This is a genomic window from Streptomyces sp. NPDC025273, assembly GCF_040638585.1.
In the GTDB taxonomy this organism is placed as follows: domain Bacteria; phylum Actinomycetota; class Actinomycetes; order Streptomycetales; family Streptomycetaceae; genus Streptomyces; species Streptomyces cinereorectus.
In genome coordinates, this window is sequence record NZ_JBEZYP010000001.1 from 343,889 (window position 1) to 358,384 (window position 14,496).

The window sequence follows — 14,496 nt, forward strand, 5'->3', positions numbered from 1 at the left end:
TTGTCCGGGCCGCTGTCGGCAGGCTAGCGTCATACCTCGTAGAAAGCGCTTGCTACGGCTGTATGGAGGGAACTTTCGTGACACGCAGGACAGTGCGCATCGCCATGAACGGCGTCACGGGACGCATGGGATACCGGCAGCACCTGGTGCGCTCGATCCTCGCGATCCGCGAGCAGGGCGGCCTCGACCTCGGTGACGGCGAGGTGCTGTGGCCCGAGCCCGTCCTCGTCGGCCGCCGCGCCCACGCGCTGGAGGCGCTCGCCGCCCAGCACGGTCTGACCGAGTGGTCGACGGACCTCGACGCGGTGCTCGCCGACGAATCGATCGACATCTACTTCGACGCACAGGTCACCTCCGCCCGCGTCGACGCGATCAAGAAGGCGATCGCCGCGGGCAAGCACATCTACACCGAGAAGCCCACCGCCACGGACGTCGAGGGCGCGCTCGAACTCGCCCGTCTCGCCCGCGACGCCGGAATCAAGCACGGTGTCGTCCAGGACAAGATCTTCCTGCCGGGTCTGCTGAAGCTGAAGCGCCTCATCGACGGCGGCTTCTTCGGCGAGATCCTCTCCGTGCGCGGGGAGTTCGGCTACTGGGTCTTCGAGGGTGACTGGCAGGACGCCCAGCGGCCGTCCTGGAACTACCGCGCGGAGGACGGCGGCGGCATCGTCGTCGACATGTTCCCGCACTGGGAGTACGTCCTGCACGAGCTGTTCGGCCAGGTCACGAGCGTGTCCGCGCACGTGCAGACGCACATTCCGCAGCGCTGGGACGAGCAGGGCAAGCCCTACTCCGCCACCGCCGACGACGCCGCGTACGGCACCTTCCAGCTGGCGGGCGGTGCCGTCGCCCAGATCAACTCCTCCTGGGCGGTCCGCGTCAACCGCGACGAGCTCGTCGAGTTCCAGGTCGACGGCACCCACGGCTCCGCCGTCGCGGGCCTCCGCAACTGCCGCGTCCAGCACCGCTCGGCCACCCCCAAGCCGGTCTGGAACCCCGACCTCCCGGTCACCGAGCCGTTCCGCGACCAGTGGCAGGAAGTCCCCGACAACGCCGTCTTCGACAACGGCTTCAAGGCCCAGTGGGAGCTCTTCCTGCGCCACATCGTCCTCGACGAGCCCTATACCTGGGACCTGATGGCCGGCGCCCGCGGCGTCCAGCTCGCCGAGCTCGGCCTCAAGTCCTCGGCCGAGGGCCGCCGCTTCGACGTACCGGAGCTGAGCCTGTGACCATCCACCTCCCGCAGGGGCCGTACGAGCCCCGCACCACCCCGCTCGCCCTCGCACCGGGCGGCGCGGCGCTCGCCTCCCGTACGGTCTTCTCCGCCGCCCACGTCGTCGCCGATCCGTACGCCGACGTCAGCCCCGACGCTCCCGCCGTCGTCGACTGGGACGCCACCCTCGCTTTCCGCCGCCACCTCTGGTCGCACGGCCTGGGCGTCGCCGAGGCCATGGACACCGCGCAGCGCGGGATGGGCCTCGACTGGGCGGGCGCGGCGGAGCTGATCCGCCGGTCGTCCGCCGAGGCCAGGGCGGTCGGCGGCCGCATCGCCTGCGGCGTCGGCACCGACCAGCTCACCGGCCCCGCGACGCTCCCCGAGGTGCGTGCGGCGTACGAGGAACAGCTGGCCCTCGTCGAGGAGAGCGGCGCCCAGGCCATCCTGATGGCCTCCCGCGCCCTCGCCGCCGCGGCGAACGGCCCGGAGGACTACCTGGAGACGTACGCGCACCTCCTGCGCCAGGCCACCGAACCGGTCGTCCTGCACTGGCTCGGACCGATGTTCGACCCCGCGCTGGAGGGCTACTGGGGTTCATCGGACCTCGACGCCGCCACCGACACCTTCCTGAAGGTCATCGCGGAACACCCGGACAAGATCGACGGCATCAAGATGTCGCTCCTGGACGCCGAACGCGAGATCGACGTCCGCCGTCGCCTCCCCGGCGGGGTGCGCTGCTACACCGGCGACGACTTCAACTACCCCGAGCTGATCGCGGGCGACGACCGGGGCTTCAGCCACGCCCTGCTCGGCATCTTCGATCCGCTGGGCCCGCTGGCCGCGCACGCCGTGCGGGTCCTGGACACCGGCGACGTGGACGGCTTCCGCGCCCTCCTGGACCCCACGGTCGAGCTGTCCCGCCACCTGTTCCAGGCACCGACCCGTTACTACAAGACGGGCGTCGTGTTCCTCGCCTGGCTGGCGGGCCACCAGGAGCACTTCACGATGGTCGGTGGCCTGCAGTCCGCGCGCTCGCTGCCGCACCTGGCGAAGGCGTACGAACTGGCCGACCGGCTGGGTCTGTTCCCCGACCCCGAGCTGGCCGAGACCCGGATGCGCGCCCTGCTGGCCGTCCACGGAGGAGCACGATGAGCACCGGTCTTTCCCGCCTCTCCCTCAACCAGGAGACCATCAAGCAGTGGTCCCTGCCCGAGCTCACCGAGGGCTGCGTCAAGGCGGGCGTCGGACAGGTCAGCCTGTGGCGGGCCCCCGTGCAGGAGTACGGGGTCGAGCGCGCCGCCCGCCTGGTGAAGGACGCGGGCCTCACCGTCACCAGCCTCTGCCGGGGCGGCTTCCTCACCGCCGTCGATCCCGACGGGCGGGCCCGCGCCCTGGACGACAACCGGGCGGCGGTGGACGAGGCCGCGGCCCTGTCCACCGACACCCTGGTCCTGGTCTCCGGCGGGCTCCCCTCCGGCGAGAAGGACCTGTACGCCGCCCGGGAGCGGATCGCCGACGCGCTGGGCGAGTTGGGCCCGTACGCGCAGGAGCGGGGCGTCCGCCTGGCGATCGAGCCGCTGCACCCGATGTTCGCCTCCGACCGCTGCGTCGTCTCCACCCTGTCCCAGGCCCTCGACCTCGCGGAGCGCTTCCCCGCGGAGCAGGTCGGCGTGGTCGTCGACGCGTACCACGTCTGGTGGGACGACCAGGCGCCCGCACAGATCGCCCGGGCCGGCGCGGGCGGCCGGATCCACTCCTTCCAACTGGCCGACTGGATCACCCCCCTTCCGGCGGGCGTCCTGCTGGGCCGGGGCCAACTGGGCGACGGGAGTGTGGACTTCCGGACGCTGCGCCGCCAGGTCGAGGCCGCCGGGTTCGACGGACCGATCGAGGTCGAGATCTTCAACGAGGACCTGTGGGCGCGGGACGGCGCCGAGGTGCTGGCCGAGGTCGCCTCCCGGTACCTGGAACATGCCTGCTGAGAGCCCTCCCGGGAGACTCGGGTAAAGAGAAGGTCAAGACGTACAACCATTGCGCACCTCCCCCGGTCGTACTCGGCGTCGGGACTTCCGGGGAGGGGTCCGGGGGGATCGGGAAGCCCGACGGAGGGGGAGAGCGAGGGGGGTCCGGCCTGTGGGCCGGGCCCCATTCCGCGTTCCGGGCCGGGAGCGGGTCCGTCAGGCGTCGAAACCGCGGCGGGCCGCCTCGATGTGGCCGAGGTGCCGGTGCGTCCAGTCGCACATCACGTCGACCGTCTTCCGCAGCCCCTGCCCCGGCTCCGTCAGCGTGTACTCGACCTTCGGCGGGACCGTGGGATGGACGGTCCGCTCGACCAGGCCGTTGCGCTCCAGCATGCGCAGGTTCTGGGTGAGCATCTTGTGGCTGATCCCCTCCACCTCGCTCCGCACCTCACTGAAGCGCAGGGTGCGCTCACCCAGGGCCTCGATGATCAGGAGCGCCCACTTGTTGGCGACGTCGGAGAAGATCTCCCGCGCCAGGGAGTCCGCCCGCCTGAGATCCGCCTGTTCCTCGCGCGAGCCCTTGAACTGCTTGGTCACCATAAGGTTCCCCCGTCACCGAAAAGTGCGTTCTTCCATGTCGGCGGACACTCTCCTACGGTTCCTGAGTAACCACAAGAGAGCACGCGCCGGCCGTTCGGGCCGCGCGGCAAGGAGGCGGACAGCATGGCCATCACCCTGACGAACCCCACCGGACTGCCGGAGATCGACGTCTACCGGCAGGTGTCGGTCGCGACCGGATCGAAACTGGTCTTCGTCGCCGGGCAGGTCGCCTGGGATGCCGACGGAGCCACGGTCGGCGAAGGCGACCTGGCCGCCCAGGTCGAGCGGTGCTACCTCAACGTGGCCACCGCGCTGGCCGGCGTCGGCGCCTCGTTCGACGACGTGGCGAAGCTGAACGTCCACGTCGTCGACTGGACTCCCGACAAGATGCCGCTGCTCCTGGAGGGGATCTCCCGGGCGTCCGCGAAGCTGGGGATCACCCCCGCGCCGCCGGCCACGCTGCTGGGCGTCGCGACACTCGACGTACCCGACCACCTGGTCGAGGTCGAGGCCACCGCGGTCATCGACTGACAGTGAGGATGTGACGTGGTGACGCTGCGGGCGGGTCTGACCAGGCGTTCCCCGCCGGGGGTTGTCCCCGGCCGCGGTACCGGCGGTCGGGAAGGGTGCGGCGGCCGCCCGGCTCAGCGGACTCGGTCGTAGACGAGGGACAGCGTGCCGTGCTCACCCGCGGCCTGGTCGGCGAGCGCCCACTGTCCCGCGGGCAGGCCGTCGTCGAAGAGCCGCGGCCCGCCGCCGAGGAAGACCGGGAAGATCGTGAGCGCCAGCCGGTCGACCTGGTCGGCCGCGAGCAGCGCCTTGATGACGCTGGCGCTGGAGAGCACGAGAATGTCGCCGCCTTCGGTCGCCCTGAGGTCCGTGACCACTTCGGCGGTCGGCCTGTCGACGATCACCGTCCGCTCCCACGGCGCCTCGCCGAGGGTGGTGGAGAGGACCACCTTGTCGGTGTCCACGAGCCACCTGGCGAAGGCCTCGTCGCGCGGGTCCACCCCCTCCGAGTCGATGACGGTGGGCCAGAAACCGAGAAATCCCTCGGCGTTGACCCGCCCCAGCAGGGCCGTCGTCGCCGGCCCCCAAAGACCGGCCATGTGAGCGCGGGCGACGTCGGTGTGGGCGTACGGCATCACCCAGCCCATGTTCAGCGGGTCGTCCGGCGCGGCGTAACGGCCGTCGAGGGACAGGCTGATGTTGGTGACGACTCGGCGGGCGGCGGTCTGCGCTGTCACTTCGGGCTCCTCGTGTCGGTGCTGTCGGCCGGGGCGGTGCCGACGGCTCCGTGCCGGTCCGCGGCAAGGGCCGCCGCGAGCGTGTCGAGGCTCTGGCCGAAGCCGATCTCGATGCCTGCGACGAAGTCCGCGGAATCGACCGTGCTGTCGGTGATCCGCCAGCGGACGTCGAGTTCCGTCCCGGTGCCGGTGGGCCGCAGGTCCAGGCCTACGTGGGCCGTGAACGCGACGCTGCCGTCGGGAAGAAGGGGGGAGAGCCGGTACGCGAGGTGCTCACCGGTGCGTACGACGTCGACGACCCCCTCCGCGCGCCCGGCGACCGGATCGGAACCCCCGGCGTCCTCGATGTCGCGGTACTCGTGGACGATCCGCCCGCCCGGACGTGCCTCGAAGACGAGCTCGGAGACGCGGAGGTCGTCGGGCGTCCACCACCGGGCGAGCAGGGAGGCGTCGGTCAGGTGGCGCCACACCAGCTCGGGGCGCCCCGCCAGTGAGCGGAGGAAGGTGAACGAGCGGCCGTCGGCCCACCCCGGCTCCGCCGCGGAGAGCCGTTCCGCCTGGAGGGCGAGCCCGTAGCGGTCGTACGTCGCGCGCGGGCCGCCGGCCCGGTCCGCGGTGTCGGCGAGCCGGTCGAGCGCAGCCGCCAGGTCCCGCAGGGGCGCGGACCGGAGCGCGTAGACGCGTCGCTGGCCGGTGCGCTGGGAAGTGACGAGCCCGGCCCGCTCAAGGGTCTGCAGATGCTTGGTCGTTTGGGGCTGGCGCGCCTCGGCGAGGTGGGCGAGAACGCCGACCGAGCGGGGCCGCTCGGCCAGCAGGGTCACGAGCCGCCGGCGGGCCGGGTCGGCCAGCGCGGTGAGGAGTGCGTCCATGGAGCGAAGTATTCATTCTGGAGAATATTCGTGTCAAGGAATGATTCGGCCGGTGGCCGGTCGGTCCGGTGACGGCCGCTCAGGGCGTCTCCGGCTTCTCGAACAGCGCGGTCCAGAGGAACGCCTCCCCGAAGCAGGGGGAGTCGGCCGGCTCGTCCCGCATCCGGCGCAGCTCGACCTCCTCCAGCTCGGCGAAGATCCAGCGCAGCGACTCCGGCGTATAGGCGAGCCCGCCGTGCAGTTCCGCCGTGCGGTAGAGCTCCACGTCGGGCCGTTCCGATCCCATGCCGCCGGAGGCGAAGCAGGTGAGGGCCAGTTGCCCGCCGGGGACGAGGACGCGGTCCATCAGGGCGAGGTAGCTGACGCGGCGGTTGGGCGGCAGGTGATGGAAGCAGCCGGAGTCGTGGACGAGGTCGTACGGCCCTCCGGGGGCGTCCTCGGCGAAGGCGTCGCCGCAGTGGAAACGGATGTCCGCCCCGGCCTCACGGGCCCGTTCCTCCGCCCAGGCGATGGCCCCCGGCGACAGATCGACCGCGTCCACCTCGAAGCCCCGCGAGGCGAGGTACAGCGCGTTGCGCCCCGGCCCGCAGCCGAGGTCGAGCGCCCGGCCCGGGCGGACCAGACCCCGGTCGACGTACGACGCCAGGCTCTCGTCGGGCTTCGCCACGAAGAACGGCACGGGCCTCGACCGGTCCTCGTAGAACCCGTCCCACCACGCCCCCGCCCCGCTGGTCCATCGGTCCGCCTCCGGTGCGAAGAGGCCGTCCATGAGCTTCAGCACGTCCTCGACCGAGCGTATGTTCCGGTCCATCCAGAACCCCCTTCCCGAGAGCGGAAGTGTAGGTTTGAATCAAGGAAAAGCCCAGGCCAGGGTCAGTTTCTGACGGCCCTGGAAGCGCGTCCGGACGGCGCTCGGCGAGGCGTCGGGGCCCGTGCGCAGGGGTGCGGGTGTACGCCTGCGCGGACGTGCCTGGAGAGCCTGCATGGGGCCTTCGCGAGGCACGCGCGGACCCCTTTCTCCACGCTTCGGAGTTCCGCCCCGAAAGCCCGGATGAGCTTGGGCGACAGGGGCGCCGACGGACCACGCGCGGTGGGCGGGGATCAGACGGTGACCGCCGGGACATCCGCCCGGACAGGGTGGCGGCGTGCGCCCGGATGTCATCGGCGTCGGAGGTGAGCACACTGCCTCCCCCGTGAGAGGCCGCGATGAAGACGGCCAGGGCATCCACCGGGTCCGGTCGCTCCTCAGGGGCAACGAGGCGGCGCCGATCATGTCGCCGATCGTCTTCCGGTCCGCGACGGCGACGCCGCCCGGGGGCGGCCGGCTCCGGGCAGGGGTGCCTCGCTGTCAGCCCCGCCCGGTACCGTCGGCACATGTCCAACACGGCCGTGCTCGAAGGTGTCCTGGAGCGGATCACCTACGCCAACGAGGAGAACGGCTACACCGTCGCCCGTGTCGACACCGGGCGCGGGAGCAACGACCTCCTCACCGTCGTCGGCTCGCTGCTCGGTGCGCAGCCCGGCGAGTCCCTCCGGATGGAGGGGCGTTGGGGCTCCCATCCGCAGTTCGGGAAGCAGTTCACCGTCGAGAACTACACGACGATCCTCCCCGCCACGATCCAGGGCATCCGCCGCTACCTCGGCTCCGGCCTGATCAAGGGCATCGGCCCCGTCATGGCCGACCGCATCACCACGCACTTCGGCGTCGACACCCTGGACATCATCGAACAGGAGCCCAAGAGGCTCGTCGAAGTACCGGGCCTCGGCCCGAAGCGGACGAAGATGATTGCCGCGGCCTGGGAGGAGCAGAAGGCGATCAAGGAGGTCATGGTCTTCCTCCAGACGGTGGGCGTCTCCACCTCCATCGCCGTCCGCATCTACAAGAAGTACGAGGACGCCTCGATCTCCGTCGTGAAGAACCAGCCCTACCGGCTGGCCGCCGACGTCTGGGGCATCGGGTTCCTCACCGCCGACCGCATCGCCCAGGCCGTCGGCATTCCGCACGACAGCCCGGAGCGCGTCAAGGCCGGGCTGCAGTACGCGCTGTCGCAGTCCACCGACCAGGGCCACTGCTTCCTGCCCGAGGAGCGGCTGATCGCGGACGGGGTGAAGCTCCTCCAGGTGGACACCGGGCTCGTCATCGACTGTCTGGCCGAGCTCGCCGAGGACCCGGAGGGCGTCGTACGGGAGAAGGTGCCCGGCCCCGAGGACGGGCAGCCCGTCACCGCCGTGTACCTGGTGCCGTTCCACCGCGCCGAGATCTCCCTCGCCGCCCAGGTCCAGCGCCTGCTGCGGACGCCGGAGGACCGGATGCCGGCCTTCCAGGACGTCGCGTGGGACAAGGCGCTGGCCTGGCTCGCGCGGTGTACGGGGGCCACCCTGGCCCCCGAGCAGGAGGCGGCCGTCCGGCTCGCGCTCAGCCGGAAGGTGGCCGTCCTCACCGGCGGTCCCGGCTGCGGCAAGTCCTTCACGGTCCGGTCCGTCGTCGAGCTGGCCCGGGCCAAGAACGCGAAGGTGGTGCTGGCCGCGCCCACCGGGCGGGCGGCGAAGCGGCTCTCGGAGCTGACCGGCGCCGAGGCGTCCACCGTGCACCGGCTGCTGGAGCTGAAGCCGGGCGGGGACGCCGCCTACGACCGGGACCGGCCGCTGGACGCGGACCTGGTCGTCGTCGACGAGGCGTCGATGCTCGACCTGTTGCTCGCCAACAAGCTGGTCAAGGCGGTGGCACCCGGTGCCCACCTCCTGCTGGTGGGCGATGTCGACCAGCTGCCCTCGGTCGGTGCGGGGGAGGTGCTGCGGGATCTGCTCGCCGAGGGCGGCCCGGTGCCGGCGGTCAGGCTGACCACGATCTTCCGCCAGGCCCAGCAGTCCGGCGTCGTCACCAACGCCCACCGGATCAACTCGGGGGTCCCGCCGCTCACCCAGGGGCTGAGTGACTTCTTCCTCTTCGTGGAGGACGAGACCGAGGACGCGGGGGTGCTCGCCGTGGACGTCGCGGCCCGCCGCATCCCCGCCAAGTTCGGCCTGAACCCCCGCCGTGACGTGCAGGTTCTCGCCCCCATGCACCGCGGTCCGGCAGGCGCCGGCCATCTCAACGGGCTGCTCCAGCAGGCCATCACCCCGGGCCGCCCCGACCTGCCCGAGAAGCGATTCGGCGGCCGGGTCTTCCGGGTCGGCGACAAGGTCACCCAGATCCGCAACAACTACGACAAGGGGGAGAACGGCGTCTTCAACGGCACGGTCGGCGTCGTCACCGCCCTCGACACGGACGAACAGAAGCTGACGGTCCTCACGGACGAGGACGAGGAGATCGTGTACGACTTCGACGAGCTCGACGAGCTCGCGCACGCCTACGCGATGACGATTCACCGTTCCCAGGGCAGCGAGTACCCGGCAGTCGTCATCCCCGTCACCACCAGCGCGTGGATGATGCTGCAGCGAAACCTGCTGTACACGGCTGTGACCAGGGCCAAGAAGCTTGTCGTACTGGTCGGTTCACGCAAGGCCATCGGTCAGGCGGTACGCACGGTTTCCGCAGGCAGACGCTGTACGGCACTGGATTTTCGGCTTCGTGGCGGGTCGGTCGAAGACTTCACCGAAAAATGATCGATCAAAACGGTGGGAAACATCACTGAAGCCTTCCGGAACCGGATTTCAGCGGGCAGGATGAGTAAGTTGGCGGCACTCAGTGCCGTCGGTAGGTCCAATGGACGACCCCGAGTGCACTCTCCTGAGCCAAATGGGGGAGGGTGGAGAACAGTCAGGGCACCTCGAAGAAGAGGCACTACGTCGGTGAGGGATGACGTGAGCGAGCACACCAACAACGCTGTAGTACTGCGGTACGGCGATGACGAGTACACCTACCCGGTGATCGACAGCACCGTCGGCGACAAGGGCTTCGACATCGGGAAGCTCCGGGCCCATACGGGCCTGGTCACGCTGGACAGCGGATACGGCAACACGGCCGCGTATAAATCCGCCATCACCTACCTCGACGGCGAGCAGGGCATCCTGCGGTACCGCGGCTACCCGATCGAGCAGCTCGCGGAGAGCTCGACGTTCCTCGAGGTCGCCTACACGCTGATCAACGGTGAGCTTCCCAAGGTCGACGAGCTGTCGGCCTTCAAGAACGAGATCACCCAGCACACGCTGCTGCACGAGGACGTCAAGCGGTTCTTCGACGGCTTCCCGCGCGACGCCCACCCGATGGCCATGCTGTCCTCGGTCGTCAGCGCGCTGTCCACGTTCTACCAGGACAGCCACAACCCGTTCGACGAGGAGCAGCGCCACCTCTCCACGATCCGGCTGCTGGCCAAGCTCCCGACGATCGCGGCGTACGCGTACAAGAAGTCGATCGGTCACCCGTTCGTCTACCCGCGCAACGACCTCGGCTACGTCGAGAACTTCCTGCGCATGACCTTCTCGGTCCCGGCCCAGGAGTACGTGCCGGACCCGGTCGTCGTCTCGGCGCTCGAGAAGCTGCTCATCCTGCACGCGGACCACGAGCAGAACTGTTCGACCTCCACCGTGCGTCTGGTCGGCTCCTCGCAGGCGAACATGTTCGCCTCGATCTCCGCCGGCATCTCGGCGCTGTGGGGCCCGCTGCACGGTGGCGCCAACCAGTCGGTGCTGGAGATGCTCGAGGGCATCCAGGCCAACGGCGGCGACGTGGACTCCTTCATCCAGAAGGTGAAGAACAAGGAGGACGGCGTCCGCCTGATGGGCTTCGGCCACCGGGTGTACAAGTCCTTCGACCCGCGCGCCAAGATCATCAAGGCCGCGGCCCACGACGTGCTGTCCTCGCTCGGCAAGTCGGACGAGCTGCTCGACATCGCGCTCAAGCTGGAGGAGCACGCGCTCAACGACGAGTACTTCGTCTCGCGCAACCTCTACCCCAACGTGGACTTCTACACGGGCCTGATCTACCGGGCCATGGGCTTCCCGAGCGAGATGTTCACCGTGCTCTTCGCGATCGGCCGGCTCCCCGGCTGGATCGCCCAGTGGCACGAGATGATCAAGGAGCCGGGATCCCGCATCGGCCGCCCGCGCCAGATCTACACCGGCGAGGTCCTGCGCGACTTCGTCCCGGTCGAGGGCCGCTGAATCAGGCTCCCCCGGAGCCGGCGCACCACCTGAAGTACCTGTCGCAGGGCCCGGCCTCTTCGGCCGGCCGCCTTCGCCCCGCATGCCGCGCTCGCTCACCGGAGCGCGGTGTCCGGGGCGATCCGGCGTGCAGGGGCCGTCCCCGGCTCCGTGCGATGCCGTCCCGTTCCCGGCCGCGAGAACCTGCTCCCGGACGCCGGTGCGAGAAACGCCCCGCCGCCGATCCCCCCACGGGTCGACGGACGGGGCGCTTCCCATATCCCGGAGCGGATTCCCCCCACGGGATCCGGCCGGGCGTCTGCAGGGAGCCGAAGCCCCCGTTGTTTTTCCGGTGGTGCGTATTCAGTTCGGTACCGCAGTGCGATCTGCCGGGGTACGTACGCACGGGAGGGCCGCTCAAAGCTCCCCGGTGCACGCGCCCCGGCCAACGCTTGCCAGGAGCGTCCCCCAAGACACTCCATCGGACGTCCCCCAAGACATCCTTGGCATCGCACTCTTAGACTCACCAACCCATCAGATGGTTACCCTCGAATCGGTGTGATCTAAGTCTCTTTGTGGAAATTAGGTGAAGGAGCGCAACCGCAGGCTGTTCGTCACGACGAAGACCGACGAGAACGCCATAGCCGCACCTGCGATCATGGGGCTGAGCAGCCCGAACGCAGCCAAAGGCAGTGCGGCCACGTTGTAGCCGAAGGCCCAGAAGAGGTTGCTTCTGATGGTGGACAGCGTACGCCGTGACAGCCGGATGGCGTCAGCGGCCACCTTGAGATCTCCACGAACCAGCGTGAGATCGCCCGCTTCGATCGCCGCGTCGGTCCCGGTCCCCATCGACAGGCCCAGATCGGCCACGGCGAGCGCCGCCGCGTCGTTGACGCCGTCACCCACCATCGCCACGGACCGGCCTTCGGCCTGGAGGCGCCGGACGACATCCACCTTGTCCTCGGGCATGACCTCGGCATGGACCTCGTCGATCCCGACCGCGCGGGCCACCGCCTCCGCCACGGCCCGGTTGTCGCCGGTCAGCAGAATCGGCCTGAGGCCCAGCGCGCGCAGCTCCGCGACGGCGGCCGCACTGCTGTCCTTCACCGCGTCGGCGACCTCCAGCACCCCCCGGGCCTCCCCGTCCCAGGCGACGACGACGGCCGTACGGCCCTGCTCCGCGGCGCCCGCCATGGCGTCGGCCAGCGACGGCGGGAGCGTGATGCCCGCATCGGCGAGCAGTCCTGGCCGGCCGGCCAGGACCTGGTGCCCCTCGACGGTGCCGCGTACCCCGAGGCCGGGGACGTTGCCGAAGGACGCGACGGGAGGGAGCCCCGCGGCGGTGCGTTGGGCGGCCCCGGTGGCGACGGCCTGCGCGAGGGGGTGTTCGGAGGCATGTTCGAGGGCGCCCGCGAGGCGGAGCACGTCGGCCTCGGCCGTCCCGGCCACGGTGTGGACGGCGCACAGGGTCATACGGCCGGTGGTGACGGTCCCCGTCTTGTCGAGGAGGATCGTGTCGACACGGCGGGTGGTCTCCAGGACTTCGGGGCCCTTGATGAGGATGCCGAGCTGCGCGCCGCGCCCGGTGCCGACCATGAGGGCGGTGGGCGTGGCGAGCCCCAGGGCGCAGGGGCAGGCGATGATCAGCACGGCGACGGCGGCGGTGAACGAGGCCGTGATGTCGTCGGTGGTGAGCAGCCAGGTGACCAGGGTGGCCAGGGCGATCAGCAGCACCACGGGGACGAACACCGCGGAGATCCGGTCCGCGAGGCGCTGGGCGGCGGCCTTGCCGTTCTGGGCGTCCTCGACGAGCCGTGCCATCCGGGCCAGCTGGGTCTCGGCCCCGACGCGGGTGGCCTCCACGACGAGCCGACCGGACACGTTGAGCGTGGCCCCGGCGACGGCGTCGCCCGTGGAGGTGTCCAGCGGGACGGACTCGCCGGTGAGCATCGAGGCGTCGACGGCCGAGGAGCCCTCGACGACGGTGCCGTCCGTGGCGATCTTCTCGCCGGGGCGGACGACGAAGCGGTCACCGACGACGAGGCGGCCGACCGGGATGCGTACCTCCGCCCCGCCGCGCAGCACGGTCACGTCCTTGGCGCCCAGGTGCAGGAGCGCACGCAGGGCGGAGCCCGCCTTCCGCTTGGACCGTGCCTCCAGGTAGCGGCCCAGCAGGATGAAGCCGATGACTCCGGCCGCCACCTCCAGGTAGATGGTGGAGGCGGGGTCGGAGCGGGTGACGGCGGTGTCGAACCCGTGCCGCATCCCCGGCATGCCCGCGTCGCCCAGGAACAGCGCCCACACGGACCAGCCGAACGCGGCGAGGGTGCCGACCGAGACGAGGGTGTCCATCGTCGCGGCACCGTGACGCAGATTGGTCCAGGTGGCGCGGTGGAAGGGCAGGCCGCCCCAGACGACGACGGGGGCGGCGAGCGTGAGGGAGAGCCACTGCCAGTTGTCGAACTGCAGGGCGGGGATCATGGCCATCAGGACGACCGGCACGGAGAGCGTCACCGAGACGGCCAGGCGCTGACGCAGTGCGGCCGACGCGTCGGCGGCCGCACGGCCGGCCGCGCTCTCCATGGCGTCGTCCGCGTCGTCCGCGCCGCCCGTTTCACGGACGGCGGTGGCACCGGCGGCCGACGGGGGCCCCGCCGGTCGCGTGATCGCGGCCGTCTTCGCCCCTGCCCCCGCCGTCTGTGTGGTCCCGGTGGGTTCGTCGGTTCCGGCGCCCGGAGCCGCTGCGCCGACACCTTCGGAGCGGAGCGACGAACCGGACGGAGGCGGCGCGGGGGCCGCCCGGGCGACCGGCCGCGCGGTGTAGCCGGTCTTCTCGACGGTGGCGACGAGGTCGTCGAGTGTGGTTCCCGCGGTGAAGGAGACGCGGGCCTTCTCGGTCGCGTAGTTGACGGTGGCGGCGACCCCGTCCATCCGGTTGAGCTTCTTCTCTACGCGGGCCGCGCACGAAGCGCAGGTCATCCCGCCGATCGTGAGCTCGGCCCGGGAGGTCTCCGCCGCCGGGGCCTCGGCTGCCGTGGTGCTGACCATGTCCGGACTCCTGGGTGACGCGGGTCGGGCCGTTCCGCACCAGTATCCGCTCCACTGGTGGCGAACCGGCCCGACGGAAGATGAAGGCGGCGCAGGTCCGGCGGCCGGGCCTGTTCCGCGAGGTGGGACGGGACGGATCAGGCCAGGCCGACGAGCTCGTAGCCCGCCTCGTCGACGGCGGCGCGCACGGCGTCCTCGGACAGCGGTGCCGCGGATGCCACGGTCACCCGGCCGCTGGACGCCTCGGCCTTCACCGAGGTGACCCCCTCGATCCCGGAGATCTCCTCCGAGACGGCCCCCTCGCAGTGTCCGCAGGTCATGCCCTTCACCTCGTACACGGCGGTGACGCCACCCACCTGGACCTCGGCCGCCTTGTCGTGGCAGGAACCGGTGGACGAGCAGCAGGAGCCGGCGGCCCGGGGGGTATCGGTTTCGGCGGTCATGTCGTTCTCCTCTTCGCAGGCACACATGGA

General features: G+C 70.7%; 12 protein-coding genes. 6 read left to right on the top strand and 6 right to left on the bottom strand.

The genetic code is table 11. The annotated features are described in order from the left end of the window. Positions 1-77: 77 nt before the first annotated feature. From AB0F38_RS01465 to AB0F38_RS01475, 3 genes are read left to right on the top strand one after another with little or no spacing between them, the layout of a single operon-like run. Positions 78-1,229 carry a Gfo/Idh/MocA family oxidoreductase gene (locus AB0F38_RS01465; RefSeq protein WP_361884988.1) on the top strand — a complete coding sequence of 384 codons (1,152 nt, stop codon included), beginning with the start codon at positions 78-80 and terminating at the stop codon, positions 1,227-1,229. Further along, positions 1,226-2,368, top strand: a complete 1,143-nt coding sequence (locus AB0F38_RS01470) for a dihydrodipicolinate synthase family protein (RefSeq protein ID WP_361884990.1) — start codon at positions 1,226-1,228, stop codon at positions 2,366-2,368. The genes AB0F38_RS01465 and AB0F38_RS01470 overlap by 4 nt, the downstream gene beginning before the upstream one ends. Then, a complete protein-coding gene (locus tag AB0F38_RS01475; protein ID WP_361884992.1) occupies positions 2,365-3,198 on the top strand; it encodes a sugar phosphate isomerase/epimerase family protein in 834 nt (277 codons plus the stop codon). Before AB0F38_RS01470 ends, AB0F38_RS01475 begins: the two co-directional genes overlap by 4 nt. A 195-nt stretch (positions 3,199-3,393) precedes the next feature. Here the strand turns inward: AB0F38_RS01475 and AB0F38_RS01480 are convergent, their stop codons facing one another. Further along, complete coding sequence (locus tag AB0F38_RS01480) at positions 3,394-3,777, bottom strand: helix-turn-helix domain-containing protein (protein ID WP_361884994.1); 384 nt, start codon at positions 3,775-3,777, stop codon at positions 3,394-3,396. Positions 3,778-3,900: 123 nt separating this feature from the next. Here AB0F38_RS01480 and AB0F38_RS01485 point away from each other — a divergent pair, with 123 nt between their 5' ends. After that, positions 3,901-4,308: a RidA family protein gene (locus tag AB0F38_RS01485; protein WP_361884996.1), complete on the top strand. Its 408-nt coding sequence runs from the start codon at positions 3,901-3,903 to the stop codon at positions 4,306-4,308. Between the two features lie 113 nt (positions 4,309-4,421). On the opposite strand, the gene AB0F38_RS01490 is transcribed toward AB0F38_RS01485, so the two are convergent. The 3 genes from AB0F38_RS01490 to AB0F38_RS01500 all read right to left on the bottom strand — a co-directional run bounded on the left by AB0F38_RS01490 (position 4,422) and on the right by AB0F38_RS01500 (position 6,704). Then, complete coding sequence (locus AB0F38_RS01490; RefSeq protein WP_361884998.1) at positions 4,422-5,024, bottom strand: dihydrofolate reductase family protein; 603 nt, start codon at positions 5,022-5,024, stop codon at positions 4,422-4,424. After that, a complete protein-coding gene (locus AB0F38_RS01495) occupies positions 5,021-5,893 on the bottom strand; it encodes a metalloregulator ArsR/SmtB family transcription factor (protein ID WP_361885000.1) in 873 nt (290 codons plus the stop codon). Before AB0F38_RS01495 ends, AB0F38_RS01490 begins: the two co-directional genes overlap by 4 nt. Positions 5,894-5,972: 79 nt before the next feature. Continuing rightward, positions 5,973-6,704: a class I SAM-dependent methyltransferase gene (locus tag AB0F38_RS01500; RefSeq protein WP_361885002.1), complete on the bottom strand. Its 732-nt coding sequence runs from the start codon at positions 6,702-6,704 to the stop codon at positions 5,973-5,975. A gap of 563 nt (positions 6,705-7,267) precedes the next feature. Here AB0F38_RS01500 and AB0F38_RS01505 point away from each other — a divergent pair. Together AB0F38_RS01505 and AB0F38_RS01510 are read left to right on the top strand one after the other, a co-directional pair. Next, the gene (locus AB0F38_RS01505) at positions 7,268-9,499 is read left to right on the top strand and encodes an ATP-dependent RecD-like DNA helicase (RefSeq protein ID WP_361885004.1); all 2,232 of its coding nucleotides are present in this window, start codon (positions 7,268-7,270) and stop codon (positions 9,497-9,499) included. A gap of 198 nt (positions 9,500-9,697) precedes the next feature. Next, positions 9,698-10,996 (top strand): citrate synthase, encoded by a 1,299-nt coding sequence (locus AB0F38_RS01510; RefSeq protein WP_361885006.1) that lies wholly within the window; start codon positions 9,698-9,700, stop codon positions 10,994-10,996. Between the two features lie 561 nt (positions 10,997-11,557). Here AB0F38_RS01510 and AB0F38_RS01515 read toward each other — a convergent pair. Both AB0F38_RS01515 and AB0F38_RS01520 read right to left on the bottom strand, forming a co-directional pair. Next, entirely contained in the window at positions 11,558-14,023 is a 2,466-nt protein-coding gene (locus tag AB0F38_RS01515) for a heavy metal translocating P-type ATPase (protein WP_361885008.1), read from the bottom strand. Positions 14,024-14,160: 137 nt separating this feature from the next. Continuing rightward, the gene (locus AB0F38_RS01520) at positions 14,161-14,466 is read right to left on the bottom strand and encodes a heavy-metal-associated domain-containing protein (protein WP_361885010.1); all 306 of its coding nucleotides are present in this window, start codon (positions 14,464-14,466) and stop codon (positions 14,161-14,163) included. Positions 14,467-14,496: the final 30 nt, after the last annotated feature.